This is a genomic window from Acetivibrio ethanolgignens (assembly GCF_001461035.1).
GTDB classification, from domain to species: domain Bacteria; phylum Bacillota; class Clostridia; order Lachnospirales; family Lachnospiraceae; genus Velocimicrobium; species Velocimicrobium ethanolgignens.
The window spans coordinates 41,211-66,904 of record NZ_LNAM01000002.1; the positions used below are offsets into that span (position 1 = coordinate 41,211).

Annotated in this window: 31 protein-coding genes and 6 pseudogenes; 1 reads left to right on the forward strand and 36 read right to left on the reverse strand. The window is 46.4% G+C overall.

Annotation, left to right across the window (positions count from 1 at the left end; all coding sequences use genetic code 11):
- Positions 1-73: 73 nt before the first annotated feature.
- The 10 genes and pseudogenes from ASU35_RS19570 to ASU35_RS01030 form a co-directional block, all read right to left on the reverse strand.
- Positions 74-250 carry a hypothetical protein gene (locus tag ASU35_RS19570; protein WP_172794573.1) on the reverse strand — a complete coding sequence of 59 codons (177 nt, stop codon included), beginning with the start codon at positions 248-250 and terminating at the stop codon, positions 74-76.
- Between the two features lie 270 nt (positions 251-520).
- Positions 521-1,354, reverse strand: a pseudogene (locus ASU35_RS00990) (VapE domain-containing protein); the annotation flags it as partial.
- A gap of 168 nt (positions 1,355-1,522) precedes the next feature.
- Positions 1,523-2,704 (reverse strand): RNA-guided endonuclease InsQ/TnpB family protein, encoded by a 1,182-nt coding sequence (locus tag ASU35_RS00995; protein ID WP_058351267.1) that lies wholly within the window; start codon positions 2,702-2,704, stop codon positions 1,523-1,525.
- Positions 2,667-3,320, reverse strand: coding sequence for an IS607 family transposase (locus tag ASU35_RS01000; protein ID WP_058351268.1), 654 nt, complete (start codon positions 3,318-3,320; stop codon positions 2,667-2,669). The genes ASU35_RS00995 and ASU35_RS01000 overlap by 38 nt, the downstream gene beginning before the upstream one ends.
- 100 nt (positions 3,321-3,420) lie before the next feature.
- Positions 3,421-3,915: pseudogene (locus ASU35_RS01005) on the reverse strand (VapE domain-containing protein); the annotation flags it as partial.
- Positions 3,905-4,558 (reverse strand): CHC2 zinc finger domain-containing protein, encoded by a 654-nt coding sequence (locus ASU35_RS01010; RefSeq protein WP_058351270.1) that lies wholly within the window; start codon positions 4,556-4,558, stop codon positions 3,905-3,907. The gene ASU35_RS01010 and the pseudogene ASU35_RS01005, both read right to left, overlap by 11 nt.
- 18 nt (positions 4,559-4,576) lie before the next feature.
- A complete protein-coding gene (locus ASU35_RS01015; protein WP_058351271.1) occupies positions 4,577-5,917 on the reverse strand; it encodes a hypothetical protein in 1,341 nt (446 codons plus the stop codon).
- Between the two features lie 474 nt (positions 5,918-6,391).
- A complete protein-coding gene (locus tag ASU35_RS01020) occupies positions 6,392-6,697 on the reverse strand; it encodes a hypothetical protein (RefSeq protein WP_058351272.1) in 306 nt (101 codons plus the stop codon).
- The gene (locus ASU35_RS01025; RefSeq protein WP_058351273.1) at positions 6,681-6,974 is read right to left on the reverse strand and encodes a hypothetical protein; all 294 of its coding nucleotides are present in this window, start codon (positions 6,972-6,974) and stop codon (positions 6,681-6,683) included. Before ASU35_RS01025 ends, ASU35_RS01020 begins: the two co-directional genes overlap by 17 nt.
- Before the next feature lie 31 nt (positions 6,975-7,005).
- The gene (locus ASU35_RS01030; protein ID WP_058351274.1) at positions 7,006-7,239 is read right to left on the reverse strand and encodes a helix-turn-helix domain-containing protein; all 234 of its coding nucleotides are present in this window, start codon (positions 7,237-7,239) and stop codon (positions 7,006-7,008) included.
- Positions 7,240-7,553: 314 nt separating this feature from the next.
- Here ASU35_RS01030 and ASU35_RS01035 point away from each other — a divergent pair, with 314 nt between their 5' ends.
- The gene (locus tag ASU35_RS01035) at positions 7,554-8,597 is read left to right on the forward strand and encodes a hypothetical protein (protein WP_058351275.1); all 1,044 of its coding nucleotides are present in this window, start codon (positions 7,554-7,556) and stop codon (positions 8,595-8,597) included.
- Between the two features lie 25 nt (positions 8,598-8,622).
- Here the strand turns inward: ASU35_RS01035 and ASU35_RS01040 are convergent, their stop codons facing one another.
- The 26 genes and pseudogenes from ASU35_RS01040 to ASU35_RS18325 form a co-directional block, all read right to left on the reverse strand.
- Entirely contained in the window at positions 8,623-9,000 is a 378-nt protein-coding gene (locus tag ASU35_RS01040; protein WP_058351276.1) for a TnpV protein, read from the reverse strand.
- 95 nt (positions 9,001-9,095) lie between these two features.
- Positions 9,096-10,631, reverse strand: a pseudogene (locus ASU35_RS01045) (VirD4-like conjugal transfer protein, CD1115 family); the annotation flags it as partial.
- On the reverse strand, positions 10,628-11,158 hold the full coding sequence (locus ASU35_RS01050; protein ID WP_058351278.1) for a PcfB family protein: 531 nt from the start codon (positions 11,156-11,158) through the stop codon (positions 10,628-10,630). The gene ASU35_RS01050 and the pseudogene ASU35_RS01045, both read right to left, overlap by 4 nt.
- A gap of 2 nt (positions 11,159-11,160) precedes the next feature.
- The gene (locus ASU35_RS19000) at positions 11,161-11,322 is read right to left on the reverse strand and encodes a hypothetical protein (RefSeq protein ID WP_156059315.1); all 162 of its coding nucleotides are present in this window, start codon (positions 11,320-11,322) and stop codon (positions 11,161-11,163) included.
- The gene (locus ASU35_RS18305; RefSeq protein WP_083504076.1) at positions 11,304-11,507 is read right to left on the reverse strand and encodes a DUF7768 domain-containing protein; all 204 of its coding nucleotides are present in this window, start codon (positions 11,505-11,507) and stop codon (positions 11,304-11,306) included. Before ASU35_RS18305 ends, ASU35_RS19000 begins: the two co-directional genes overlap by 19 nt.
- Before the next feature lie 9 nt (positions 11,508-11,516).
- Positions 11,517-11,924, reverse strand: coding sequence for a hypothetical protein (locus tag ASU35_RS01060; protein ID WP_058351279.1), 408 nt, complete (start codon positions 11,922-11,924; stop codon positions 11,517-11,519).
- A gap of 20 nt (positions 11,925-11,944) precedes the next feature.
- Complete coding sequence (locus ASU35_RS01065; protein WP_058351280.1) at positions 11,945-12,802, reverse strand: DUF6017 domain-containing protein; 858 nt, start codon at positions 12,800-12,802, stop codon at positions 11,945-11,947.
- Between the two features lie 2 nt (positions 12,803-12,804).
- On the reverse strand, positions 12,805-12,966 hold the full coding sequence (locus tag ASU35_RS19005) for a hypothetical protein (RefSeq protein WP_156059318.1): 162 nt from the start codon (positions 12,964-12,966) through the stop codon (positions 12,805-12,807).
- 75 nt (positions 12,967-13,041) lie between these two features.
- Positions 13,042-14,436 (reverse strand): DUF5688 family protein, encoded by a 1,395-nt coding sequence (locus tag ASU35_RS20005; RefSeq protein ID WP_058351281.1) that lies wholly within the window; start codon positions 14,434-14,436, stop codon positions 13,042-13,044.
- A gap of 169 nt (positions 14,437-14,605) precedes the next feature.
- Positions 14,606-15,142, reverse strand: a pseudogene (locus ASU35_RS01075) (VirB6/TrbL-like conjugal transfer protein, CD1112 family); the annotation flags it as partial.
- Between the two features lie 127 nt (positions 15,143-15,269).
- Positions 15,270-15,482 carry a Maff2 family mobile element protein gene (locus tag ASU35_RS01080; RefSeq protein WP_058351282.1) on the reverse strand — a complete coding sequence of 71 codons (213 nt, stop codon included), beginning with the start codon at positions 15,480-15,482 and terminating at the stop codon, positions 15,270-15,272.
- Positions 15,483-15,584: 102 nt separating this feature from the next.
- On the reverse strand, positions 15,585-15,956 hold the full coding sequence (locus ASU35_RS01085) for a hypothetical protein (protein WP_058351283.1): 372 nt from the start codon (positions 15,954-15,956) through the stop codon (positions 15,585-15,587).
- Between the two features lie 20 nt (positions 15,957-15,976).
- Positions 15,977-16,216 (reverse strand): hypothetical protein, encoded by a 240-nt coding sequence (locus ASU35_RS01090; protein WP_058351284.1) that lies wholly within the window; start codon positions 16,214-16,216, stop codon positions 15,977-15,979.
- 128 nt (positions 16,217-16,344) lie between these two features.
- Positions 16,345-16,434, reverse strand: a pseudogene (locus ASU35_RS20660) (Maff2 family mobile element protein); the annotation flags it as partial.
- Positions 16,435-16,516: 82 nt separating this feature from the next.
- Positions 16,517-18,139 carry a recombinase family protein gene (locus ASU35_RS01095; RefSeq protein ID WP_058351285.1) on the reverse strand — a complete coding sequence of 541 codons (1,623 nt, stop codon included), beginning with the start codon at positions 18,137-18,139 and terminating at the stop codon, positions 16,517-16,519.
- A 110-nt stretch (positions 18,140-18,249) separates the two neighbouring features.
- Positions 18,250-18,459, reverse strand: coding sequence for a transposon-encoded TnpW family protein (locus ASU35_RS01100; RefSeq protein ID WP_058351286.1), 210 nt, complete (start codon positions 18,457-18,459; stop codon positions 18,250-18,252).
- On the reverse strand, positions 18,456-19,310 hold the full coding sequence (locus tag ASU35_RS01105; RefSeq protein WP_058351287.1) for an ATP-binding protein: 855 nt from the start codon (positions 19,308-19,310) through the stop codon (positions 18,456-18,458). The genes ASU35_RS01100 and ASU35_RS01105 overlap by 4 nt, the downstream gene beginning before the upstream one ends.
- The gene (locus tag ASU35_RS01110; RefSeq protein WP_058351288.1) at positions 19,307-20,044 is read right to left on the reverse strand and encodes a replication initiator protein A; all 738 of its coding nucleotides are present in this window, start codon (positions 20,042-20,044) and stop codon (positions 19,307-19,309) included. Before ASU35_RS01110 ends, ASU35_RS01105 begins: the two co-directional genes overlap by 4 nt.
- A 130-nt stretch (positions 20,045-20,174) precedes the next feature.
- On the reverse strand, positions 20,175-20,561 hold the full coding sequence (locus ASU35_RS01115; protein ID WP_058351289.1) for a cysteine-rich VLP domain-containing protein: 387 nt from the start codon (positions 20,559-20,561) through the stop codon (positions 20,175-20,177).
- Positions 20,551-22,179: a relaxase/mobilization nuclease domain-containing protein gene (locus tag ASU35_RS01120; protein WP_058351290.1), complete on the reverse strand. Its 1,629-nt coding sequence runs from the start codon at positions 22,177-22,179 to the stop codon at positions 20,551-20,553. The genes ASU35_RS01115 and ASU35_RS01120 overlap by 11 nt, the downstream gene beginning before the upstream one ends.
- Entirely contained in the window at positions 22,151-22,549 is a 399-nt protein-coding gene (locus tag ASU35_RS01125) for a plasmid mobilization protein (RefSeq protein ID WP_058351291.1), read from the reverse strand. Before ASU35_RS01125 ends, ASU35_RS01120 begins: the two co-directional genes overlap by 29 nt.
- Positions 22,550-23,117: 568 nt before the next feature.
- The gene (locus ASU35_RS01130; protein WP_058351292.1) at positions 23,118-23,843 is read right to left on the reverse strand and encodes a CPBP family intramembrane glutamic endopeptidase; all 726 of its coding nucleotides are present in this window, start codon (positions 23,841-23,843) and stop codon (positions 23,118-23,120) included.
- A 63-nt stretch (positions 23,844-23,906) separates the two neighbouring features.
- Positions 23,907-24,107, reverse strand: coding sequence for a helix-turn-helix domain-containing protein (locus ASU35_RS01135; protein WP_058351293.1), 201 nt, complete (start codon positions 24,105-24,107; stop codon positions 23,907-23,909).
- Positions 24,100-24,543 (reverse strand): sigma-70 family RNA polymerase sigma factor, encoded by a 444-nt coding sequence (locus ASU35_RS01140; protein ID WP_058351294.1) that lies wholly within the window; start codon positions 24,541-24,543, stop codon positions 24,100-24,102. The genes ASU35_RS01135 and ASU35_RS01140 overlap by 8 nt, the downstream gene beginning before the upstream one ends.
- A 163-nt stretch (positions 24,544-24,706) precedes the next feature.
- Entirely contained in the window at positions 24,707-25,378 is a 672-nt protein-coding gene (locus ASU35_RS01145) for a helix-turn-helix domain-containing protein (RefSeq protein WP_058351295.1), read from the reverse strand.
- A 205-nt stretch (positions 25,379-25,583) separates the two neighbouring features.
- A pseudogene (locus tag ASU35_RS18325) lies at positions 25,584-25,694 on the reverse strand (Maff2 family mobile element protein); the annotation flags it as partial.

Below are 25,694 nucleotides of genomic sequence, written 5' to 3' on the forward strand. Positions count from 1 at the left end.
CCTTCTACGAACAGGGACACGATACCATTATAGTACCATGCCCCCGTCCAAATAGCAATCGGTTTTCGTGTGGTTAACTGGCTTTTTGTCCCATCCATTCCTCGAAATGCTCGCAGGTCTGCCGCTCAATGAGCTGCTCGAACGCCTGCCGCATGGTCTGCTGTCCGGAAAACTCCCGGCTCACGATGAACAGCACCTTTTTGTTCTTCCCGGTATCCGGGGACTTCTTTGTTCCTTTATTTTCTGCCATAAGCAATACCTCCATATAAAAATAGCCGGGCAGGGAGAGGCGGCAACAAACTGCGGCAACTTACCGCTAAAAACCTCTGAACCTGTTTCCGGCTGTGATTGGTTACTTTTTATTTTTTCTTCCTGATTCTTAGTTGCTTTGGTTGTCAGGGGATGGGAAATTCATGGGAACGCCTGATTCTGTAAGGCTTTTACCTTTGACGGGCGTTTCTTTTCCGGCAACCAACCGGGCAACAAACCCGGCAATCATCCCTGCAACCAACACTGTTTTTTAGGCGGTCTTTTGGAAAACCAACTCGATCTGCTCTGCCTCCGCCTCGGTCAGCGCCTGAAATCCATCCTGGTTGCCGGACAGTTGGTTGTCAGGGATTCGTTCCCAGCCTTTCTGCCTGCCATATTCGCCCCCGAATGACCGGGGATTTTCAAAATAGCGCCAGCCTTTGGCATAGGTACGCATGATCTCGCTGATGTCATGGAGCTTCCATTTCTTCGGCTCGTCATAAAGCCGCAGGGCTTCCCGGTACAGCAGCTTGCAGCATACCTTGTCTCCCTTGTAGCGCTCCAGAAAATCCAGGATGATACCGGCATCCGTGTCCTCCTGCATGAAGTTCTGCTGAACCAGCTTCAATTCTTTCTGCATCTGGACGCTGAATTTCATGGAGTAGTCCCCTCGGCGGTAAATCTCCATTGCCTCCGCCCATACCTGCAACAGATAGGCTCTGGACTCGGCTTCATTGTCCAGGATGTGAACCTCCGCTTCGTTTGGGTCTGTCATAACCGGCAGGAAACGCCGGTTGCCCGCCCGGTCAAGGGGAAGAAAGTCCACGGTATTCGATGTGCCTCCAAAGACACACTGCCGGAGCCGGTCTTTGGGCTGGCTTTCGTAACGGGTACGGTAGGTTTCTTTCTGGCGGCTGATGAAAGAGCGGATTTCCTCAATGCTTTTCGCATTGCTGGTTGCCAGCATTTCCGACATTTCGATAATCCAATGACCTTGCAGCTTCTCAAACACATCATTGTCGCTTAACTGCTTCAAATCATCCGAAAACCATTCGTCCCGGATGGCAAGCAGTCGGAAGAACGTGGACTTACCGGCTCCCTGACCGTTACCGAAAACTTATAAAAAGTTATAAAATTTTATGTTTCATTCCTACTTCATTGTGTATGCTTTTGTACTGAATAAATTCAGATACTACTCACAAGTTCTTGTACACTCCATAGGCGTAAATTCCTGACTAACGTGCCAGTACACATCTGTATTAACTTGAAAGTGTTATGCTACAGATTGTTGTTTTAAAACCATTTCTCCATAACTTTTAAGATTTAAAGCAGCTTGATAATCTCTATCAATTACATTTCCACATTCACATTTATAAATACGGTCTGATAACTTCAAATCTTTCTTAATAGCACCACAACAACTACATAATTTAGAACTTGGAAAGAATCTGTCTGCTATAATAACTGGAATATTGTTCCATGCTGATTTATATTCAATTTGTCTTCTAAATTCGTAAAATCCTTGTTGCTGAACAGCTTTAGATAAATGTTTATTTTTCATCATACCTTTTACATTCAAATCTTCTAACACTATATAAGACGGTTTGGTTTTCACTATCTCAGTAGTAGTTTGATGTAAATAGTTCTGACGAATATTTGCTAGTCTGTGATTTAACTTTAAAAGCTCATTTTCCCTTTTTATAATGTTACTTGTTTTACAGTAACTTACTCCTTTCTTATTATTTTCATATTTTCTTGATATGGAACGTTGTAACCTGCGTTTTCTTTTTTCTAACTTTTTAATTCTTTGTGTCTTATTGATATTTTGATATTTATGTTCATCAGAACATATTGCCAAAGCTTTAATTCCTAAATCAATCCCAACACCTTCATTTGATGGAAGAGTGATAGAATCTTCATATTCAATACCAACTGTGATATACCAATTAATTCCATCATACTTTATACGAGGATTCATATATTTTACGTTTTCAGCAGGTATACGACTATGCTCTGCAAGTCTTATCCAGTTTAGTTTTTGCTTGTTCTTCTTTTTAGAAGTAGCAAATCCTTCAACCTTTACATGTGTATCTGTAAACTGTATTTTTACATTGTCCTGGTAAAACTTTGGGACTGAATGTTTCTTACTTTTGAATCGTGGAAACTTTGTATATCCTTTAAAGAAATCTCTATATGCTTCACAAGCATCTTTAATTGCTTGCTTTGTTACATTATTTGAAACATTATTCAACCAAGAATATTCATCAGTTTTCTTTAACTGTGTAAATTCTTTTCTTAAATCTCCATCAGATATAAACTTACCACCATTCTTATAATTTTCTTTTTCTCTTCCTAATGCCCAATTATAAGCAAATCGAGCAATATTAGCATATTGGAATAATTTAGTCTTTTGTTTGTTATTTGGGAGTAACATTACTCTGATTGTTTTTATCATTTTCTTCACCACCTTCCTCAATTAATTCTTTTATAAGTTTTCTTGCTTTATTGGCACATTTGCCTTGCAACTTGCAACTGAATACAGTTATTATTTGAACCAAATCTTCAACAAGTTCTTGTTGTTCGGATTTTTCAGTATTATCAATTATTTCTATATCGCAATTATATAAACTTGCAATATATTCAACTAACTCAAAACCAAATCTTAATAGTCTGTCTTTGTATAAAACTACAACTTTTTCAACTTTATTTTGAGATATTCGTTTAATAAGTTCTTTTAAACCTTTTTTCTTATAATTGATTCCAGAACCTATATCACTTATAATCTCAAAAGTTTTACCTTGTGCAGTTAAATACAATCTCATGTTTTCTATTTGTTGTTCTAAATCATCTTTTTGTTTATTGCTTGAAACTCTACAATATCCGATAGTAATTCTATCAAGATTTGGTTTTATATTCATAACTTGATTTAATTGTTCATGAGAATAATATCTGTATCCATTACTAGAAGTATGATGTGGATGAAGTTTTCCATTATTGTCCCAATTTCGTAATGTTTGTGCTGACACTCCTAAAATTTTTGAAAATTCATTGATAGAATAGTATTTACTCATGGTTAAAATCTCCTTATAATGTTTATACTTTATTCTATCAATAAAAGTTATAAAAATCAACAACTATTTATAATTTTTTATAAGTTTTATTCAGCAGTTATTCTCCGCCCACCAGGCAGAGCATTTCCTCGTATTTGCAGCCGGGATGAAATACCCGGTTGATTGCCCCTAAGAGGAAGTGGGTCAGGCAGGTCTCCACATAATCGCTCTGCTCTGCACCCAGGAAATGGTGCAGGCAGCCCCGAATCCGTGGGACTTTATCCCAGACAAGGGAAGCCAGGCAGTCCTGAATGGGGTGGTAGCGGTTTTCATTGGCGATAATCGCCAGGGCGTCCTCAATTTTCGGGTTGCTGGTAATCCCATAGTTTTCTTCAAAATACAGCCGCAGGTATTTCATATCCGTGTCCGTCAGGGCGGCAGTCATCCGGCGCCAGCCCAGATCCCGTACAATGTCCACCCGCTCTGTCAGCAGGTTCAGCCGGATTACGCCCCTTAACATGGAGTCTGCCCGGAACACGATCATGCAGTTGCCGATGGTGTTGGCGGTCTGCCCCTTTTGGGTGGTAGCCAGGTGTTCCCTGATCTCATCTGCCATCGGTGCCGGTGGGAAGAAGTTCCCTGCCCCGGTCATGGACTGGACTTCGGTTCCGGTCTGTGCTTCGCCGATACTCGGATATTCTCCGTTCAAGCCCCGTCACCTCCTTTCCCTGGGCGAAAGCAAGCTCCGCCCGTTCTTCTTCGGTGCCGGACAGGTAGCTATCCAGCAGGTATTCCACATAGTCCTGATTCTGCAATGCCTCCACAAACAGCGGGTGCCAGTTTTCTTCTGGTGTCCTGCGCGCATACAGGCTGCGCCAGTCTTTCATCAAGTGCAGGTAGTCTGCATACACCCGGAAAAAGCGCTGCTCTGCCTGATATTGTTTCAGCTTTTCAGAAATTTTTGGCTTGACCGGACGGGGAGAAGCCCGTCCCTGCCCGTCATAGTGGATTCCAAAGTCTGCCGCCAGCCGCTTTGCCGCTTCCTTTGCGTCCAGACCATGCAGACGGGATGCGAAATCAATCACATCCCCGTCTGCCTGGCAGGCAAAGCAATGGAACCGCTTGTCCACTTTCATGCTGGGGTGCTTATCTTCGTGAAAAGGGCAAAGGCACATCCCATTCCGGTTTACCCGGATTCCATAATACTCAGCAGCCTGCCTTGTGGTCACAGACTGCTTGACTGCTTCAAATAATGTCATACGCATCCCTCCATTCCGTCAAAGCTCTGTTTCCTGGCTTCTTGCGTTCTGCCTTGCCTGTTTCCTTGCGGCGTTTTCCTGGTCGACTTTCCTCTGGTTCCGTTTGAGTTTTTCCAAAATAGTTTCCCTTGCCTGTTCCTTAACCTGCTGTTTTCCGGCATTTCTCATATCTGGCTGCATGAGTTTCTGCTGAATCCGGTGCAGTACAGTTTTCATGGCATTGCCGATTTTACCCATAACAGAATCCAGATATTTCACCGCAAATTCACGCTGCTTTAACGGCGCTTTCCGTTCCAGGGAGAGCAGCCACCGTTTCGTTTCATCCACCAGACGCATATCTTCTTGATGGGTTTCGATGCGGACAGTATCGGTCACGACTTCTACCGCCTTGTCATAGGCAATGTCCGAAACATCATCAATGAGCTGTTCTACATCCTCCAGTTTGAGCGTGAGTTTTTCCAGCTTTTCCCCCTGCATTGCAATCTCTTTTGCATTTTCACTGAGAGCCTGATTCTGGTGCAGGATTGCCCCAAGCTGCTCGGAAATCACGGTCTGCTGCTGTTCAATGATTTCGCCCTGGGCAGCCATCCGTTCCTTTTGTTTTGCAAGAATAAAGTCCTGCTTCTCCAGATATTTCCGTCCCCCGTACTCCGGTTCTTCCTCCAGGTGCAAGCCATGCTTTTTCGCCACTTCAAAGAGAAGCACCCGGCAGGCGGAATCAAAAACCATCTTCCGGTTGTTGTATCGGCTGGGCTTTTTCTCCGGCTCCGGCAGTTCAAATCCCAACGCCTCCAGTGCCTTTTCCTGCTGTGGGAAAAGCTCCCCATATTTGTTCTCACAATCGAATACATGACGTTCATGGATGTGAGGTGTCGATTCATCCAGATGGAGCGCCCAGTCCAGCGTGTGGATATGGGAACCGAAGCGCCGGTTCAGCTCTGCTATAAATTCTGTAACTACTTGCAAAAGCACTTCCGGGGAAACGTATTCCTCCATATTTCCAATCTGGTAAACTGTTTCTTCCGGGCAGGTCTTTTTGTTCATCCGGATTTCTTCAATGGAGCGGTTACGTTCGGTATGCCTGGTTTGAGCATTCCGGGCATTTTGCCCCTCCACAAATGGGCTGTATTTCTGGACATAATAAAGCTGCTCCACTTCTTCAAAGGTAGCAGCTAACTCCGGTTCTTCCTCTCGGTCTGCAAACGTGCGGTAGCCGTTGAAGCAGTCCCAGTAAATATTTTGTTTGGCTCGTTCTGTGTCGATATGGTCACTGTTTTCCACATCGAAGCGGCGGTCATTGTGCTTTGGATTATAGGTTCCGTTTTTCCCGGCTCGCCCGTTGTGGCGTGTCAGTTTCAAATAGCATTTTCCTCCATTTCTCAAGATTTCCCCCAGAGGGGATTCGGCAGCGAAGCTGCAAAAACCTGCGATTCTGCGACAGGTAATACTCAGTATAAAGTGACGCAGGCATCACTTTTCCTGGGCAAAGGCTGCGCCCTTGACCTGCCAAGGCGTTTCACCCTTGACCCGATGGGGACTGCCATCCCTCAACCCAGCACAAAGGGTTGCACCCTCTGTACTCCCGCCCGGCAAAAGCCGCACCCTATCAAAGTAAGGGTGCCAGCTTTCCCCGGTGTAGTGCCGGTCTGAACATCCTGCGCTACAATCCCTGCGGCATGGTGCCATCAAAAAGGATGATTGACAGCCGTCTGCCGGGTCTTGTAACGCACAAAACGCTGTTTCCGGCGTTCCCTAACCGTTGATACCTCTGCCCGGAAACGAAAGCAAAACAGCGTGTCCAGACCCGTCTTTTTCAGCGAAAACGCCCCGAAATCATGCGGCTTCTTCCTCCCTTGACAGAACCTGAAAGCCATGCTCTTTCGCATAGGCTCTGGCAGCTTCCTTGCGTTCCTCACTGTAAGGCGGGAGGAACCGGATAGAGATACGGGACTTGTCAATCTCATAGGTCACACTTCCGTCTGGAGTGCTGTGCTTCATCTGGCACAGGACAGGGTACTTCCGGCTAAACTCTGCCAGCCGCCGTTTTAGGCTGGCATTATAGGTGTAGATCGTGGCGGTTGCCTCCGCCTCATTAAAATTCAGAATGGTTTCTTTTTCGTATTTAGACCGCTTCGTCATACATATCCTCCTCATAGTCGGTGCCTGCCTCTACCAAATGCAGATACTGCTTCGCCTGCTGATAACGCTCCATCTCCGAACGCAGACAGCGGTAAAAGCAGGGATAGCACTGTTCCATTTCTTCCGTGTCAATCTTCCTTGCCAGCGCCAGCATCCGGTGCTTCCTTTCCGGGTCAACCGTCAGGGCAGTGACCCACTTTAACCTTGTCACGGTGTTACAGTGATTCGGGCAGGCGTAATCATACAAAGCCTGCTTTTCTTCCATACTCAATCTCATAGCGTTTGAACCTCCTTAAAATAGATTGTTGTTAATGTGTGGTGGAGGGCACGTTGTCCGCCGCCGGGTTTCCTTTTGCCATCCAGTCAAAGAACGCTTTCTTACTGACCTTAATCAGCCGCCCGCTCCGAAATGCCGGGAAGCCCGGCGTGCGAACCAGCTCATAAGCGCTCGTCCTTGAAATTCCCATAATCCGGCGGACATCGTCCACATCCAGAACCAATGGGAGATCATCATAGTTTTTCAGTTTCTTCTTATCATTCATTTTGTTTTCCTCCAATGTGAGTTTTACTGGGATTGTTTTGCCGTTCTACCCATCCCGTTTCCATCATGCTGCCTTGCCTGGCATACATAAGTCACCGTTTTTCGGTGCGCTCGCACTCTTTTATGGAGAGTGGTCATGGCGGTTTATCTCGGTCTGGACGGTCATGCACTTGTCAATGTGCTGCGTGATACGGAATTACCACTTGACAAAAAATTATCGCACTTGTTTTGACAAATCAATACTTCTATGGTACTATAGATGTAACAGATTGAACCGAATTATATAATTACCATAAACCATTCAGGAGGCTTCAGATGGATTTTGAATTTGTGAGGCATGAACCGGTATATGACCGGATGATTTTTGTCCTAACGCTGGACAGGCAGAAGATGAAAGAGCGGATTCTGGTCGGGGAAGAACAGGAAATCCGCTTCCGGCTCCAGGGAGACGGGGAAGCGGACGTCCTTTGCGATGTGACCCGCCCCCTCGGTAGCCTCCTTGCGGAATTTGAACATGACCCGGACAGGGAGTGGAACTTAAACGGGCTTTCCCCTCTTAGGGAAGCCTTGCATACAAACCGCTGGAGCCAGCCTGCCCTGGAACAGAAAGCCGGGGACTTCCTGGCAAAAAAATATCTCACCGGCGATCCGGTGAGAATGTTTGCGGCGTTCCGTATCTGGAACGGATATTTGCAGGCAAGGCTCCCACGGGAAAGGGAGGAAGCCTGTGAACGGTTTATGAAAAAAATGGGTTCCCTGACGGCTGTTTTCATGGGCGACCCTGTTTTGAAATTTGACCCGGACAACGGAAAGCCAAGACTGCTTGAACTGTCCCACCGGATTTACGGCATGATACCGGCAGAAGATACCCGGCTTGACCTCTGGTATCCGGATTCCCGGAGGGATATGGAATGTGTCGCTGCCTATGCGTCCTTTTATCCTCTGATTACTTATTACTTAAACCGCCTGAACGACTGGGGGCTGTGCTTCCGGAAATGCAAAATCTGCGGCAAAGTGTTTCTTGCCCGCAGTCTGCGGTATGAACTTTGCAGTGAGAAATGCCGGAAGAAACAATCCCTCCAGAACAAGCGGGACTTCGATGAACGGGCAAGGGAAAACAACTATGACCTGCTCTATAAAAATGAGTGCCAGAGCTGGCGCAACCAGATCAACCGTGCAAAGAAGCTGCCGGATTTTCCCGCCGACAGGCTGGCAGCTATGCAGTCTGCCTTTGAAGCATTCAAAAAGGAAGCCCTGAAACGGAAACAGGAGGTAAAAACGGGAAAAGCCAGCCCCAAAAACTTTATGAACTGGCTTTATTCGCAACGCAATGTTATTATGGAATTGGCAGAACGGTAAGCCGGGGCTGCCCGGTGGCACTTTATCAACAAAAAATCATTTCAGTACAGATGATTTCTTCTGCCCGGCTGCGGATGTTGTTCATGGACTGCACCCATAAGAGCCAGTCCCGGCGCTTTAATTCTTCGGTGATTCCCTCCGCGGCTTTCATCTGCTCGGTGATTACCTCCAGCCGGTTCTGTGCCTGTTCGTTTAAGTCTGCAAGGTACGTCCAGAACCTGCCGGACAAAAGCAGGTCATTGTACAAGACCGGACGCCATTCTTTCAGATAATCCCGGTGCATCCGTCCCCAGCGTCCGATAGGACGGGATTCCTCCGGCAGCCGCAGGTCAGGGATATAGTAGTCACCGACCAGTATATAGTCAATGCCGTTCTCGGTGATTCGTTTCGGTAAATGTTCCATAATCGACCTCCTGTATTCATTTTTCAGAATCCAGTTGATCGTGTCCCTGTTCGTGATAGATTCAAGGCAACTGAACTCTTCACGAAGTATTATGGCATATCTTTGCCAAGCTCCTGATAATTCATGCTGTAGCTTTCCTGGGAACCCTTTGACTGTCCGGTGTTGTACATATCAATGGTCTCTTTTCCAAGAATTGCATTCAGGTCCTTTAAAGTCGTCTGCTCGGTACCACCAAGGAAAATCTGGGAATCCATATTGCCGATGATGGTATCTGCATTATCCTTATAGATTGCCTTAAGCTGTGACTTTGCCTGTAATACCAGACATGCCGAGATTTCCCTGCTTCGGATGGTTGCCACCAGCTTTTCCAGATTCGGGATCTGCCCGATATTGGCCGCCTCATCAATCAGGCACCTCACATGTACCGGAAGTCTTCCACCATAAACATCATCTGCTTTCTCACAAAGGAGATTGAACATCTGCGTATAAATCATGGAAATTAGGAAATTGAAAGTGCCATCCGTATCCGACATAATCAGAAACAGGGCAGTCTTCTCATCTCCCAGAGTATCCAGTTCCAGTTCATCATATGCTGTCAGATCCCTGAGTTCCTTGATATCAAAGGGTGCCAGTCTTGCACCACAGGAAACCAGAATGGACTTGGCTGTTTTTCCGGCTGCCAGCTTATACTTGGCATACTGCCTTACTGCGAAATGGTCCGGGTTCTGCTCTGCAAGTTCCTCAAACATCAGATCCACCGGATTCTTGAACTCTTCATCATCCTCCCGGACTTCCATTGCGTTGATCATTTCAAGCAGGGTAGAAAAATTCTGTTCCTCCTCCGGAGCCTCATAATGGATGTACCCAATCAATGCGGTGTAAAGCAGTGTTTCCGCTTTCAGCCAGAAATCATCTCCACCTTTGCTCTCCCCTTTTGTGTTGGCAATCAGTGTTGTTACCAGTTTCAGAATATCCTTCTCAGAATGGAGATAGGCAAATGGATTATAATGCATTGATTTTGTAAAATTGATGGTATTAAACACCTTCATCCGGTACCCGTTCTTATACAGGGCATTTCCTACTTCATTGACCAGACCACCCTTTGGATCAGTCACCACGTAGGATGAATGCATCTGCAAAAGATTTGGCTTGATAAAAAACCTCGTCTTACCGGAACCTGAACCACCAACCACCAGAACATTCTTATTTCTGGCGTATTTCGGAATTTTCGGTCTGCTGCTCATGGTGATCCGCTCTGTCTGGGACAGAATTATATTGTTTGCAAACACCGGATCCTCAAAAGGCTCGATATCTGCATGCTTTCCCCATCTGGCAGAACCGTACTCCTCATTATGCCGGAACTTTTTTGCGTTTTTCCCTTTCAGATACACTGCCAGCCTGAGCGCTGCACCACAGGCGATGCCTACCAGCAGGTCAGTCGGATAAAAACTTTGCAACGGATTGGAAAATGCCTTTGCAATCAGTCCATCCAGTACAATGCTCTGTACTTTCTCAGACGCATTGGCACCCACCGCCAGTCGCCACATCTCTCCCAGATTGGTAGCAGCCAGTCCCAGAACAATATAGGGAATGTTCAGGATCAGCTGCTTTTTTATCTGTTTCATATTCATCGCACCTTCTCCTTCTTTTTCTCTGCCACTTTCCTTGGAATCGCTGCCACAATCTCCTTGAATTTCTTCAGTTTCTCAAGAACACTTGGGCGCTCCTTTGACCCCTTCTTCACCTGCTTATCTGCATAATCCTGCAAGATTTTTGTAATCACATCCATATCCTTTGCTTTGAAGAATATGGTATATACCGGAGGATCCGCTTTCTTGTCCTTTACGACTGCGAAATCAACTCCATACTTTTTGGCGATCTTCTGAAAATCCTTAAGCCCTTCATCAGCAAGCGGAATGGACGAGACTCCCTGGCCCTGACGAACCAGAGTCTTGATTGACTGCTTTCCTTTTGTCGGATGGATTTTTTCACCCACTGCCTTCCCGACCGCCTTTGTTGGCTTTCCAACCACTGTACTTAATGCTTTCATAAACAATTTCAGCGTAGGTTTGGATACTCTGACAGCAATGCGGATGGACTTGTCCGCTGCCTCCTTACTTACTTCTTCATGTACCAGCTTTCTCACTTCCTTCCACAAATCTACTCTTCTTTTCTGCTCTTATCCACACCAAGGACTCCCCTCATGGTGGATGATGCCACGTGAAAGCGATTTGCAATCGCAATATCCGTAAGCACCGTTTCATTTACGGCGGCTCCACAAACCACAAGAATTCTGGAACGTCTCAGCATATCCTCTGACATATCCAGATATCCTTATATTCATCCGCATTACTTACGTCAATTACCTCCGGCAATGACAGTAACGGACAGATCGGTGTGTAGCCTGCTTCATACAGTTTCCTGCAATATCTTTTTGCAGATCTTTTGGCTTTGGTTCGATCCGCGCTCCATGCAGATGTAACATAAGCCCATGGTTTGTTATTCATAGAAACCTCCTATCCCAGCCTGTAGCTCTGGATCCGGTACTGTCCGACTGCAAGCGTACAGATTCTGCTTCTAAGCTCTGACATGACTGCACTGATATCACTCTCGTTAAGCCCCTGTAATCCATAATCCGATTTCATCACAAGATATCCGGCCGGCACATATGCCTCTCCGTCAATGAGCAGCTTCTTTCTTGTATCATAGACAAGAATATAATCCGTCTTCCCTATCATCTCGGAAGCACTGTTCTTTCCAAAGCCGTCCAGAATTGCCATTGCATCTTCCATCCCGATGAAATTCACCTGCTGCGATGCATCCACATAGATTGCCGACTGCTCCGGTGCCAGAATACTGACAATCTCTTCCAGATTTGCCGCTATCTTTTCCAAACGGCCCAAAATATATTCTGTATCATTCAATTTAACCAATCCCTCCTGGTCTATATTTTTCCTGTGGCCATATCATGATTAACTTCCGCACGATAATAGCCGTCCATGGTAGCCGGTGCGTTATACAATGCAGCCAGCAGATACTGCTTAATACTGCGGACTTTCGTGGTATTCTCCCGGACACAGTCCATCACATACTCAATATGTCCCATGTTTAACTTCATGAATCTTCCCTTTACCACATTGGCCGGTTTGTCATCTCCGGCAATTCGGATCATCTTTCTTCTGGAACACAAAATGTCCAGCATAAGCTCCAGAATGCCTTCAATCATATCGGAATCATAAGGATACCTGCTCTTTAAGACTGATATTTCCAGCTGTTCCCTAAGGTAAGCTTCATATCCCATCCGCTCCTCATCCCCGGATAGGATAGGATAAGTATCACTATATTCAGTATTATTGTTATTAGTATTATTAGGCTGTAGATTATACAGGTCCTGACCTGTAACTTTTACAGTACCAGACCTGTAATCTTTACAGGCCTTGACCTGTAAATTCTGCTGGTCTAAGAAATTCTTCACATAGATCAGTGCCGGCTTTCCCAGTCCCTGCTTAATGCGCTCTATCAGCCCAAACTCTTCCAACTCCGAAAGATACTTGATTGCTGATTTTTCGGAACAGTTCATAGCTTCCCGGATGGAAGTCAGAGTGAAAATGATATATACCCGCCCCTCCTCATCAATCCAGCCATTATCCCTGGAAAGTGATACACGGTCCAGTAGCAGTCCGTACAATACCTTTCCTTCCGTGGATATTCCCTGAAACCTTGCATCAGTAAAAAGGACCTTTGGTATCCGGTAAAAAGCAAACTGCTGGGACTGATCTTCATAAAAGTAATCAAATCCCATGGCTATCCCTTTCTTTTGCCTCGCATCTCTTCCATCAGCTTTTTATAGCACGGAAAACAAAATGCTTTGTCATACCCATATGGACATTCCTCTTTACAGTTTTGCGGATGGCTGACCGGTGGCTTAGCCCCTGTTCTGTTCTTCTCAATATATGCTCCTGACATTGTATTACCTTGCCTTTCCATCAAAAAAGTGCCAGACCTATGGCAATCGCCATAAGCTGACACTTTACGATATTCTTAGAGGGCTTCCCCGCCCTTAGCCTTTGCTGCCTTCTCTGCTGCATCCTTTACGGGAGGCTTTGCTACAACTTCCTTCTGCTTATCCTTCAGATCCTTTAACACAGAACCATGCTCCTCCGATTTCTCATCAATCTGGGTCTCGGCTTTTTCCTGCTGTCTTGCTTCAAATTTCTCCGCAAGTTCAAAGATATGCTCCTTGGAATCATAATGGTACACGTTGTCAGTAAGCTTTTCCTCAGGACTTACCTGGGTAGCATTGACTTCCCTTACCATATCTCTCAGATCATCTGCAGCCTTGTCTCCGTTATCAGGTACTAACAGAATTTCATGAATCGATGAGGGGAGAATATAGAAGTCTCCACCAAGCTTCTCAGCTGCCTGGTCCATAAAATCCTGATAAGCAAGCACCCCCGCCCCGGAGTTCTTATCCGGAACCGTTGCAACATACATCATTTCCTCCTGCTCCTCAGGAAGACCAAACATCTCAAATGCTTCCGGCCCCATCATCTCTCTCATGACCTCGCTCATACCCTGGATAACCGCCGGTCTGATTTCCGGTGCGTTCTCAAGCGCATCCGCTTTCAGCTGCTCATGGGTCACTCCCATGTGATTAATCATGTCATTGGTTACCAGAATGGATGCTCTGCCGGCATCATTGCTCTCAAGCACAAAACGATATACAACCGCCATGTCCTCCATGCTTTCATGAGGAATCTTTGTAAGCAGCTCTGCATTTGTTTCAGCAGAAATCACTTCAATGGAGAGTTTTTCCTTCATCGCTTCATAATTGGTAAGCTCCGATGTATCAACAGAAGGGATATATACGCCTTTATTATCATAGAGGCCGTGAGTCTCCAATGCATTGATAAATCCACTGATCACTCTATCAATTTTCTCAGGGGCAAAAATAAGTAATACCGGCTTTACACCAGTCTTGCCCGCAAATGTAACGATGTTTTTGTTGTCTTTCTTTAGTTTGCAAATCACATCAGCAATTTCCTGGCTGTATCTACAAGAGGTCATGATAGGCAACTCTTTCACATCAGAATACTTGATTGTCACCAATCTCTTTCTGCCAAAGGTATCCCTAACGAAATGATCATAGCAATACTTATAATTATTTCTAGTAGATGGTTTCAAACCATACTTCTGAGACATATATTTATCATACATCTCATTTACTGTAATTCTTGCTGCATTTGCAGGATTAAGTCCGTCCTCCATATCTCGGCGAACAGCCTTTTCAATATCCCTAAGTGCAACTAATGTCTTCGCATATCTATAGTGTCGCTTTCCTCTCTTGTCCTGATAAGAAAAGCAATATCTTCCGTCTTTTCTCTGTGACTCACCGGTGCGAAGAGCATACCCTTTTGAATCTTTTCTTGATGCCATTTTCTTCCTCCTGATTCTACAGAGGAATAGCTTAAATCATATGCGTTCACTTATAATATATGCATGTTATATTACAAATTCAAGAGCAATTTTTCGCTGAATTTAAGCCACCTCTACGTGATAATACAAGCTTCTCCACATCGCTACTCTTCTGCCTTAAAATATTCCATATGAGATAGATTTCTATCATTCGTGCGTAAACAATAACAAAGATAAGTGCTGATAAGATATACACCAGGAACTGAACAATAAAGGACATCAGGAAGATGCCAAGCAGTTCTCCCACATCCTTCGCTTCCAAGGTGCTTTGCATCGTTGCAAGTGTACTTGCGTCAATGGCTGTACTTCCGGTGATAATACCACCTGCCTGACTTACCACATGATGAGCAACGTCAAACACCGCCATGGTTATATTCATGGTATTCGTAATCAGTGTTACTGCTACAAAGGTCTTAAATACCCATTTAAAAAAGATCCAGGTCTCAAAGTTTGCCAGATTGTTATGGCTTATGACTAACTGAATCAGCTCATAACAGGCAATAAATGTTAATAGCAATCCCGCTATCGGCATAATTACATTTTCAGAAAGATTCTTAATCATGTTAAATATTGCCGGTGAGAATGCGCTTGGTGTCATACCAACTTCTGTTGCAATCTGTCCTACCTGTGCGTTCACCGAATCAAAGGTAGAGGTAAGATTACTCATAATGCCTGTAACAAGCAGTTCCTTAAGCCATTCCACAATAGAATCTATAATGCTTTGCACTTGTTACCTCCTCTTCTTTCCAAAGGACCAGCGAGTGCTGGCCCTGCTTCTTAGTTACATCTCTTTCTTAGAACAAGCCGGAAAGTAAAGGTACAAGAGTCGTTCCGATTAAGGCTACACCGCCACCAGCCATGAGCTGCTTCATTCCCTGTGACTTTGCACCAGGGTTATCATTACCATAACCTTCCATAAGGTTTACTACACCCCAGATTCCAAGACCTGCTCCAAGTGCGATAACTAATGTCTGTAATACGCCTACTGCGCTCTGAAAAAATGCCATTTTGTTTTCCTCCTAAAATTCATTATTTGTAATTTGGACATAATAAAAGACCGGTCAGATTATCTCTGATCGGCCTTATCTGCCATGTTTCATATTTAGTTTTTAATTTAGGTCTGACAAAGCTACTCTGTCATAAGCCCCATTCTTAGCATCTTCCGGATGTGGCTCTAATCCAATAATTGTAATATCACTCTTATCTGGACCATAAACCCAATACATCCTTCTAGCTCCGCTTTTCTTATTTTCCAAATAGGACTGCCACACTTTCATTCCATACCTCTTAGATAGCGGTTCAATCTCGTGTGACTGTAGACTAGGATAAAACGGATCCATTGCCAATTTTTTAAGTGCAGCTCCCCATTTCTTATAAAGTTCTGCATCCTTTTTACTTATTGTTCCTTCTCGATAGCTCGTTTGTAGTCTATTCCATAATTCAGCCATCTCAGGAATACCCATTCGTATATTATATGTCATTCGTATCTCCTGCTCTTATCTCAAAAATCAGATAAATCAACGGCCGGAGATACCTCGCCCATTTTGAAATTACTGATTGCTCTATCCATATCCTCTAAGGTTCGAGCAGAAATGCTCTCTGGAACTGTCAATTCTCTAGGCTCCAACATAATACATCCATTATCGTATTCCTTAACATTGTAATACTGAAATAATGCGCCTCTGAGTGTAATTCTCTTTTTGCTATCAATATGAACTGTGTAATCTTTTACTGCTGTCATGATTCTCACCTCCATAATATCAAGTGGGATATCCCACCTGATATTATAATATACTATGCATTAGTATTTGTCAATGCGAATCATTTATTCCTGAGCTTCATGCCCGCATGATCCTGCCATGCTCTTTCTTAGAAAAGACCAGATAGAAGTGGAACAAGAGTTGTTCCGATAAGGGCTACACCACCACCTGCCATAAGCTGCTTCATTCCCTGTGACTTTACTCATGTGAGATAAAGAAGTAAAAGAAGTGTAAAAAATTTTGCCGTTCCTATCCGGTCAGAGAACCGGACAGGGCGGGCATTAGTCGGGCAGTTCTACCTTGCCGACAAAAGAATAATAGATTTCGATTTCTTGTCTGCGTAACTTCCCCCGGCGTTTCCCGTCAAGGGCAACGCTTTCATGGATAACGATTTTCTCCACAAACTCCCGCAGCAGAGTGGGGGTAAGTTCTTCAAAACTGGTGTGTTTACGAACCACTTTCATAAACTTTTCTGCGTTTTCGGTGGCTTCCTGCGCTTTGGAAAGTTCTTCCTGCAATCCGGCGGCACGCTCTTTCAGTTCTTTCTGCTCGGCTTCATAGTCTGCCGACAGTTCCGAAAAACGCTCGTCTGATATGCGCCCGGTCACGCTGTCCTCATACAGCCGCTTGAAGATAGCGGAAAGTTCACTGATACGCTTTTGTGCCGTTTCCAGTTCCTTTTTCTTGGCGGCGTTCCTGCGTCTGCCCCCGTCCTCGTTCTGCTCCACAAGTAGCTTCATAAACCGGGCTTCATGCTTTGCCGCATAGCTGGTAATCTTTCTAAGGTTTTCGGTCACTCCGGCGGTCAAAAGGTCGGTGCGGATAAAGTGCGCCGTACAGTCGGCGGTGCGCTTCTTGTAGCTGCCGCAGATATAACAGTCCTGCTTGCGCTTATCTGTCTGATACCGCTGTTGGTACATGACGCTGCCGCAGTCCGCACAAAAGAGTATGCCGGAAAACAAGCCCACTTCATCATAGCGGTTGGGGCGTTTCCTCTGTTTGCGTAACTCCTGCACCCGCTCCCATGTTTCCCGGTCAATGATAGGCTCATGGTGGTTTTCAAAAATCACTTGCTTTTCCGGGGGATTTTCTACGCTGTGTTTCAGCTTGTAGGAAACCTTGTCCGTCTTGAAATTCACAAGGCAGCCCGTATATTCCCGGTTTTCCAGCAGATGTACCACTGTATTGGTCGCCCACCTGCACTCATAGCCGGGGTGGTAGCGGCGGGTGCTTCCCGTCCTGCGGTATTCCAGCGTCCCCGGCGTGGGGATTTGCTGCTCTGTGAGCATACGGGCTATCTTGGTCGGACCGTTCCCGGCAAGGCAAAGGCTGTAAATCTGCCGTACCACCGGGGCGGCTTCCTCGTCAATGATAAAGTTCTCGTCCCCGTCCATGAGGTAGCCATAGACGGGCTTGCTTGTAATGGGCTTGCCGCTCATGCCCTTAGAGCGTTTGACTGCCTTGATTTTCTTGCTCGTGTCCCTCACCAGCCATTCGTTAAAAATGTTCCGCAGCGGGGCAAAATCATTTTCCCCCTGCGCACTGTCCACGCCGTCATTGATAGCAATGAAACGGACGTTTTTCTGTGGGAAAATCATTTCGGTGTACATTCCCACTTGTAAGTAGTTTCGCCCTAACCGGGACATATCCTTGACAATGACTGTGCCGACTTTCCCGGCTTCAATGTCTGCAAGCATGGCTTGAAATCCGGGTCTTTGAAAGTTTGCGCCGGAATAACCGTCGTCGGTGTACCAGCGCAGGTTTGTAAAGCCGTTCTGCTTGGCGTAGGTTTCCAAAATCCGCTTTTGGTTGGAAATGGAATTGCTCTCGCCGGAAAGTTCGTCCTCATGGGATAGTCTTGGGTAAAGGGCGGTAATAAGTTGCTGGGTGGTCTGTCTTAACATAAATTCCTCCGTTTCCGACAGCCAGCCCCACTATTCCGTACCTTGATTGTACCACATGGGGCGGCTGTCTGTATAGCGGCAAAAGCGTCAAAATGCTTCCTTATGCGCCGTCAAAACGCCAGTTTTTCTTGTGGTGCTTCCCGTCTGCGTCCGGGCAGGCTGCTTTCTGCTTCCAGCACTTTCATCATCTTGTCGGCGGCGGTGGCGGTGGTGTCCTCCTTGAAGTAGCCGGAAACCACAAGGACGGTGTTTCCCATGCGTACCTCGGTCACGCAGTCCGGGCGGCGGGCAGGGCGTTTGGTTCTTTGGGTGTTGGTCATAGGCAGTTCTCCTTTCCGGCAAGCAGCCGTTTCAGCCGTTCCATTTTCCCTTGTGCAGCGGCTTTTCTCAAATTCTCCCCAGTAAAGCAGAGAGGGGAACACATTTCCAGCAGCCGGTCATAAATCCGGGTGTGGGCGGTGTCCTCCGGGTGCTGCAATTCCTCCAGCGTGAGGTTGGTCGTCACAATCAGCGGCTTCCTGCTACGGTAGCGGCTGTCAATCACGTTGTAGACCTGTTCCAGTCCGTATTCTGTGCCCCGCTCCATTCCAAAATCGTCAATGATGAGCAGGGGGAAGCTGCAAAGCCGGGAAATGTATTCATTCCTGCCCGCAAAGCTGGCGGCAAGGTCGTTGAGTATCGTTGCAAAGTTTGTCATGCACACCGGGACTTCCTGCTCCATAAGGGCGTTTGCAATACACCCGGCAAAATAGCTTTTTCCAGTGCCTACCTTGCCCCACAAGAGCAGCCCATAGTTCCCGTCCTTTATCTGTTCCCAGCGTGCCACATATCCGGCGGCGTTCTTCATCTGCGGGCAGCTTCCGTTATCGTTAGCAAATGTCCAGTCCTGCATGGTCTTGTCTGTAAATCCCTGCCGTTTCAGCCGTTCCACCGTTTCAAGGTGGCTGCGTTGCTTCTCGGCGGCTTCCCGTTCCTTACGGGCTGCCCGCTGGCAGTCGCACTCTGACGGGTGGCGGTCACGCCCGAAAAAGGTCTTGCCCTCCGGGAAATAGGCTTCTTTGGGCTTGTGGCATTTGCCGCAGTATAACAGCCCGTCCTCCCCGGTGTAATCTTCCGGTGCGACAATGGTATCAGTCATAGGCAGTATGGTGTTGTGGATTGTATCGGTCATAGGCTTTCTCCCTCCTTGAATGAATAGTCCGGTATGCCTTTCTTGGGCTTCTCTTTGGCGGCGTCCTCCTGCGCCCACTTGTAAATGGTGGCTGCATGGCTTTTGTACCGCTTCCCGGTGGAAGCGATATGGCAGGAAAGGCGGTCAAGGTAATATTCCCACTTGCCGGGGAAGTCCCGTTCCAGTCCCAAAAGGTCTGCGTCAGAAAGAAATACATTTTTATATCTGCCATAAGCGGCGGGGGGCTGCCCCTCACTCGCTCTTTTTGTTTGGCTCTCTATTAAGTTGTTTATATTAGTTTGGTTAGGGGACGGTTTTCCGACCGTCATAAGGTCAGTTTTCCGGCTGTCAGTGGGTCGGTTTTCTGTCCCTATGAGGGTCGGTTTTCCGTCCGTCAGTTGGTCGGGAAACTGTACCACTGGGGCAGGCACTTTCACATACAGACGGTTGGCACAAGAGAAGCCCGTCCGCCTGCGCTCCAACAGCCCCGCAGCGTCCAGTTCGTTCAGTGCCCCCTTTATGGTGGTGCTGCCTTTCTTCATCACTTTCGCCATTTCCGCTATGGGGTAGACAATGTATACCCGCCCCTCGCTGTCCTGCCAGCCGTTCTTCTGTGAAAGGGTGGAACGGTCTAACAGCAGCGAATATAACTCTCTTGCGGTGTGGGATAGGTCTGTTTCCAGCAGGAAACGGGGGTAAGGCAGGTAAGTGGGCAGCTCCGTTCCTGCGGTCATATAATCGGCGATAGGGTTCACCTCCTTGTGGTGTCCGTTTTGGGCTTCTGTTACGCTTTTAGAGGGCATTTTTAAGGGAAAAGGATAAATGTATCACGCACCCTTTGACACCCTCCAAAAAAGCCTTGATTTATGCGGGTTTGAAATGCCCTAAAGCGTGACATTTCCCCCTTTGTTTCCGCTTTCGTTTGGCGGCGTTTATCCGCTTCATGCGTCCGGCGCAGTCCGGGCAGTATTTCCCCCGGTTGGATTTGGGGAAGAAGAACGCCCCGCAGACAGCGCAGCGTTTCCGGCTCCCCCGGCGCATGAGGGCAGCTTCCAGTGCTTCATCAAGGGGCAGGACGGCGGCGGTAAACCAGCGGCAGAGCAGCGAATAGCTGATACTCTGCACACACACGCAAGGCTCGCCGTCCTCCAACAGCAGGCAGTTCCCGCCGTCATAGTTGCAGCACTCATGCACAAGGCGGCGGGCTGCCCGGTACTGGCGGTAATCCATACGGGGAATTTTAGCGTTCATGGCTCTGCTCCTTTCTGCGCTGCGGCTCACTCCGGCGTAGTAGCTGGTCGATATTGCCCTTGACCGTCTGAAGCTGCCGGACACGCTCTTTTTTCTCCCGGTACTGGCAGTAGAGGGCGTTTTTCTCTGTGGTTAGCTGTTCAATCTCGGCTTGCAGGTCTTTCCGGGCGGGTAGCTTCTTGGTATAGCCCTGCTCCTTGAAATACCGGGCGGCTGCGTCTGCAATGAGAAAATCGCTTTCATGCTGTTCCCGGTAGGCTTGGCGGGCTTTGTCCGATTTCTGCGCCTTTAGCCCCTCCCGGACAGGCTTGGTCTTTGCAAACGCTAATATCTGCCGCCGCAGTTCCTTTTTGCCGGATAAGGTACATTCCAGTGCTTTCAGCTTGGCGGTGGTGTCCTGCAATCCGGCATGGGCTTCTGTGAGGGTGGCTTCCAGTTCTTCCAAAGAGGAAAAACCGGACTGCTCATAAATGGCAAGGGAAGCTGCCGCCTGCTTCAAGTTGTGGAGCGTCGCCCACCTTTCATAGCCCCGTCCCTTGCCCTCGGCTTTCTTGGCTTCTATGTCAACCATGCGCTGTATGCCGTCATGGTTCGGGGCGGTTTTGACCGTTTTTTCCCGTTGTAACGGCTCTTTGACAGCGGCAGGGTATTCGGGTATGGCTGTGGTCTGCTCGGCGGCTCTGTGGGCGTTTTCCTCCAACATGGCAAAGACAGCGGTACGGTCAAAATCGTCCCCCAGCTTCCGGGCAGTAATGGGCTTGGTTCTGTCCAGCGAAAGGTAGGACAGCCGCCCCCGACTCTCCTTGACGGTCACGCCCTCCTGCAAAAGCAGGGAAGAAAACTCCTCAAAGCTAGAAGCAAGGGAAAGAGCCTGCCGGATTGTCCGACGCAATTTTTCTTTGTCCGTTTCAAACTTGGTCGCTTTCGGTGGCTGTCCTCCGGCGGCAAGGGCGGCGTTCTCTTTATCAAGGGCAAGCTGCCCCTTTTTCTGCGCCCGGTATTCCCGGTCTGTTATGCGGTTCTTACTGCCGTTTAGGAGGTCGATTTGGTAAAACCCCTCCCGGTGGCACATCTCCATGACCTCGGCTTTGAAATGGCGCAGGGCGGTGTCCGTACAGCGGTGCTTGCAGCCCTCCCTTGTGTCGGCAGGTCGCTCCATATAAGGCAGGAACGGCACTTCTGCAATCCTCAAACTGTTTATGACGATATGCACATGAATGTTTCCGCTGCCGTTATGCCCGTCCGGGTGGGTGCAGACAAGGGCTTGGTGTCCGGGGAAGTGTTCCCGGCAAAATTCCTCGCCCAACGCCTGCGCCCGGTCGGGTGTCAAGCCGTTGTCTGTGCCGCCCCTTGGGTCAAAGCTGATGATATAGTGGTGGCTCTTTACATCCTCCCGTTTCTGGTTTTTCCCATAGCGCAGATTTGCCCGCATACAAGCGACAGCAAAATCATCTCCCCCGCAGTTAAGGGAAGAAATGCGGTAGTCCTCCCTCGGTATCAGCCGCCCGGTTTCATCAAGGACGGGCTTCATGGTAAACTCGTCATGCTGGAACAGCAGATACTTTTCGGCTGCCCCGTAGTCTGCATTTTTAGAGCTGAAATGTTTGAGTATCGCCAACCACTCCACCTACTTTCTGCAAGACTTCATACTTGAGGGCTGCCAGTTCCGCCGCCGTCCCCCTTAGTTCCTTTGCAAGCTGGGGATAGGGTGCGCCGTATTCGTTTAAGCAGCGGGCAATCTGGTTTAAGTTGCCGCCGATTTTCCCGTACTCCGCAGCCAGCTTCCCGACAGCGGAAAGCAGTTCATCATTGACCGCCGACACATGGATAACGGGGCGTATGGCTGCCCGCCGGATTGCCTGCCGCAAAAACTCCGACTGACTGATACCATAGGGGGCAAGCCGCTTTGTGAAGTTGGCGTATTCTTCATCAGACAGACGTGTCTTGATAACATGGCTGCGGTGGGGCGTGTTGTATCTCTTTCGCATGGTGCAAGACCTCCTTTCTGTTGCCGCATAGCTGCGGCTGTGATAAGCGGCATACGCCGCATAAGCAGGGTTTGGGGAAGGCACTCCCCAACAAGTTTCCCGCAGGGACAAAAGGAGCGGTAAGCGAATTTTGGTACTGTGGTAGAAACTTGCTCTAAGAAACTGCCGGACTGCCGTTCACTTCCTACTGCCACTTTTTCAGAAAATCGCAACCAGCTTTTTTATAAAAGGCTGCGGGCGGCGTTCTCCCCTTACTCCCTACAACACCGCAAAAAGCAAAAATGACGGACTTTCCGGCAAGAACTTTTCCGGCGGCGTAGTCTTTCCCGACAATAAGGCGTTTTGGAAGCTGTGTTTTGCCCGCTGTCTGAAAAAAACGGCAATCTTTTTTGGCTTCACTGTCTAATACGGAACATTTGGAAATTTGCCAAAAATGGGCGCAAAAAAAGCAGCAAATCTTTTTCGGATTTACTGCTTCGTGTGCCGCTGTGATGGGCGATGGGATATTCAGTTTTTATGGTGGTTCAGTGTGACAAACTGGAATTTTCAAGTGTCTGCTAAATAAGTTTTACCCCATTATTTCTAATATAAAACTTACTACCGAAAATAGGTTACATATGCAATGAAAACATATACTTATGTAGATATTCTTTTTCTTATATGCCACATATGCAACTGGTGCAAATGCCAATATACGAAATACATTATTGAAAGGTAACCAAAAATGATAAAGTGAAAATAAAACAGCTATAAGTATTGGCGTAAACGAACTTTGCTTTTTATAATGCGAAGTTAAATATCCTCTGAAAAATAATTCTTCTGTTATCGGTCCAACTAACACATTAAAAACACCATAATATATGCAAGTAAAAACTAGTATTGGTTTTGAAAATGATTTTATATATTCCAAATTTGTCCAATCAAAACCTATCGGTAAATTATTAAGTACAGCCGCTCTCATTTCCGCAAAAAACTGATTTTCTATAGGTACAACAAATGCCGAAAGTAATCCTGCTATGCCAAAGAAAACAAACCCAATCAGCACTATTTTCCATAATGCGAGTTTCTCCTGTCTCACAAAAGCACTTTTTAAAGAATATGTGCCATACTCTTTTTTGCTTGCACATAGAATCATTCCTAATTCTATAGGGAATAATGTGAATGTTCCCAAAATGCAAAATAGCAGTATATATGGCATGTTACAGAAATGTCCCAATATCAAATAACTCAAACATAATACTATTGTGGGTATAAAAATCCTTATCAAAAGTCCTTTTGTATCTATTTTATTCATCTCAAATATCCTTCAGAAAATTCTAATTTGCTAAAATGATTTTATCATATCGTCAATCCAAATTCAACGGTCAAGCCGGAACTTGAACAGGCTTTCAATCAGCTTTGTTCTGATGTAGTCCTCCATATCAGAATTATAATAGCCGTTCATTTTGGAGAAATAGCGGATATATCCGGCATAGCGGTCAAGGACAGCCTGTATCGCTATGGGATCGCCCTCATGTGCCTTTATAATAGTTTCATAGGGGAGAAGTCGGTTACTCATGGGACAACACCTCCATTTCCTCTTTCAGCCGCTTCAAGGCAAGCTGGATATGCCGCCCGATTGTGCTGCGTGTCCAGCCGATTTGTTCTCCGATTTCTTTCTGCGTCAAGTGCTGGAAGTAATACAAAAATATTTCCTCCTGCGCCTGTTCCGGCAGCCCGGCAAGAGCCGCCGCAAGAGAGCAGCTATCTAAAAGTATCGTCTGCCCCCGGACAGAGAACGGATAAGTTTCACCATAGTCCGGCACTTGAAAATACTCGTCTATGGTGCTTAGTGGGACAAACTTTTCTTCGGTCAAGTATTCAAGGGAGATTTCCCGTTTCCACCTCGCCGCCAGCATACGGGCAGCGTCAAAGGACGCATGGCGAATAACAATCCGGCAATAGGTATCATGGGTATAGCGGATATGTTCTTGATAGGCTTCGTATTCAGTCATGGAAAATCCCCCTTTCTTCAATTATGGGAAAGGGCGGCAGCACTTTTTTGCTGTCGCCCCTTGATTACCCACCAGCAAGGACAGGTGGGGCTGTCAACGGTGGGCGCAGCCCATTTACTTGCCGTTGACTGGCTCGACTGGGTTTGCTTCTTATAAAGCTATTTTAGTGACACTCCTTGATAAATAGGACATCAGACATTTTGATAATGTGCTTATTGCCTTTCATATCTTGGGCTATCACAACTTCATCGGAAATACTGATAACCAAAACGGAGTAAAATCCTCCTGGCTTGTTAAAACCTAAAAGTGGCTGTTCTTGTTTCAACTTTATATCACATTTCTTGTTGATAAAATAATCACTAACATTGGGAATTGTTTTACCAGCGGGAATAATCGGTAGCTTTTTGATTTGTTTCTCATCTGTAAGCTCGGAAATTGTGCCAACAGAGGTCATATCTATTAAAACAGCTTTACATTTATCATCCATAACCAAAAGTTGTGTATTTTGAATTGATATAAGACCAACACGATAAAAACCGTTAAACTCCTTATCCTTCAAAAAAATCTGTAACCACTTTCCGATATAAGGGTTAAAAGAAAACATCTGTTCTTGTTTCTTATCTTCATGGGGAGTATCGCTTATATCACGCAAGAGATAATCCAAATTCACATTCAAAATATCGCAGAGAATCAGCAACTTTTCTGTTTCGGGATAACCTAATCCCGTTTCCCATTTAGAAACAGACTGTCTTGTCACTCCACACTTTTCCGCTAAATCCTCTTGAGATAATTTTTTTGTTTTCCGTAAACTCTGTAACTTATCAGCAAATGTCATCGTAATAACCTCCTTATGTTTTATAGCTTTATTTTAGGCGTTTTTCTCTCAAAACACTACCAACTTCATCGTGCTTTTTCGCAACTTTGGGTTGCATAATTACTCTTTACTCAATTATAGTATTGTTCGTAAATGCATTCAAGAATATAGACACGGAATAGTAGGCTACTGTCTGTTAAAGTTTTGTGTTACTTTACCGCACATGAGCATTTGCACCAGGATTATCATTACCATAACCTTCCATAAGGTTTACTACACCCCAGATTCCAAGACCTGCTCCAAGTGCGATGACTAATGTCTGTAATACGCCTACTGC

Excerpts from the sequence above, each read along its gene's own strand:
- ASU35_RS19570 (WP_172794573.1), bottom strand. The coding sequence starts at position 250 with ATGGCAGAAAATAAAGGAACAAAGAAGTCCCCGGATACCGGGAAGAAC.
- ASU35_RS00995 (WP_058351267.1), bottom strand. The coding sequence starts at position 2,704 with ATGATAAAAACAATCAGAGTAATGTTACTCCCAAATAACAAACAAAAG.
- ASU35_RS01000 (WP_058351268.1), bottom strand. The coding sequence starts at position 3,320 with ATGAGTAAATACTATTCTATCAATGAATTTTCAAAAATTTTAGGAGTG.
- ASU35_RS01010 (WP_058351270.1), bottom strand. The coding sequence starts at position 4,558 with ATGACATTATTTGAAGCAGTCAAGCAGTCTGTGACCACAAGGCAGGCT.
- ASU35_RS01020 (WP_058351272.1), bottom strand. The coding sequence starts at position 6,697 with ATGACGAAGCGGTCTAAATACGAAAAAGAAACCATTCTGAATTTTAAT.
- ASU35_RS01025 (WP_058351273.1), bottom strand. The coding sequence starts at position 6,974 with ATGAGATTGAGTATGGAAGAAAAGCAGGCTTTGTATGATTACGCCTGC.
- ASU35_RS01030 (WP_058351274.1), bottom strand. The coding sequence starts at position 7,239 with ATGAATGATAAGAAGAAACTGAAAAACTATGATGATCTCCCATTGGTT.
- ASU35_RS01035 (WP_058351275.1), top strand. The coding sequence starts at position 7,554 with ATGGATTTTGAATTTGTGAGGCATGAACCGGTATATGACCGGATGATT.
- ASU35_RS01040 (WP_058351276.1), bottom strand. The coding sequence starts at position 9,000 with ATGGAACATTTACCGAAACGAATCACCGAGAACGGCATTGACTATATA.
- ASU35_RS19000 (WP_156059315.1), bottom strand. The coding sequence starts at position 11,322 with ATGTCAGAGGATATGCTGAGACGTTCCAGAATTCTTGTGGTTTGTGGA.
- ASU35_RS18305 (WP_083504076.1), bottom strand. The coding sequence starts at position 11,507 with ATGAATAACAAACCATGGGCTTATGTTACATCTGCATGGAGCGCGGAT.
- ASU35_RS01065 (WP_058351280.1), bottom strand. The coding sequence starts at position 12,802 with ATGGGATTTGATTACTTTTATGAAGATCAGTCCCAGCAGTTTGCTTTT.
- ASU35_RS19005 (WP_156059318.1), bottom strand. The coding sequence starts at position 12,966 with ATGTCAGGAGCATATATTGAGAAGAACAGAACAGGGGCTAAGCCACCG.
- ASU35_RS20005 (WP_058351281.1), bottom strand. The coding sequence starts at position 14,436 with ATGGCATCAAGAAAAGATTCAAAAGGGTATGCTCTTCGCACCGGTGAG.
- ASU35_RS01080 (WP_058351282.1), bottom strand. The coding sequence starts at position 15,482 with ATGGCATTTTTTCAGAGCGCAGTAGGCGTATTACAGACATTAGTTATC.
- ASU35_RS01085 (WP_058351283.1), bottom strand. The coding sequence starts at position 15,956 with ATGACATATAATATACGAATGGGTATTCCTGAGATGGCTGAATTATGG.
- ASU35_RS01090 (WP_058351284.1), bottom strand. The coding sequence starts at position 16,216 with ATGACAGCAGTAAAAGATTACACAGTTCATATTGATAGCAAAAAGAGA.
- ASU35_RS01095 (WP_058351285.1), bottom strand. The coding sequence starts at position 18,139 with ATGTTAAGACAGACCACCCAGCAACTTATTACCGCCCTTTACCCAAGA.
- ASU35_RS01100 (WP_058351286.1), bottom strand. The coding sequence starts at position 18,459 with ATGACCAACACCCAAAGAACCAAACGCCCTGCCCGCCGCCCGGACTGC.
- ASU35_RS01105 (WP_058351287.1), bottom strand. The coding sequence starts at position 19,310 with ATGACCGATACAATCCACAACACCATACTGCCTATGACTGATACCATT.
- ASU35_RS01110 (WP_058351288.1), bottom strand. The coding sequence starts at position 20,044 with ATGACCGCAGGAACGGAGCTGCCCACTTACCTGCCTTACCCCCGTTTC.
- ASU35_RS01115 (WP_058351289.1), bottom strand. The coding sequence starts at position 20,561 with ATGAACGCTAAAATTCCCCGTATGGATTACCGCCAGTACCGGGCAGCC.
- ASU35_RS01125 (WP_058351291.1), bottom strand. The coding sequence starts at position 22,549 with ATGCGAAAGAGATACAACACGCCCCACCGCAGCCATGTTATCAAGACA.
- ASU35_RS01130 (WP_058351292.1), bottom strand. The coding sequence starts at position 23,843 with ATGAATAAAATAGATACAAAAGGACTTTTGATAAGGATTTTTATACCC.
- ASU35_RS01135 (WP_058351293.1), bottom strand. The coding sequence starts at position 24,107 with ATGAGTAACCGACTTCTCCCCTATGAAACTATTATAAAGGCACATGAG.
- ASU35_RS01140 (WP_058351294.1), bottom strand. The coding sequence starts at position 24,543 with ATGACTGAATACGAAGCCTATCAAGAACATATCCGCTATACCCATGAT.
- ASU35_RS01145 (WP_058351295.1), bottom strand. The coding sequence starts at position 25,378 with ATGACATTTGCTGATAAGTTACAGAGTTTACGGAAAACAAAAAAATTA.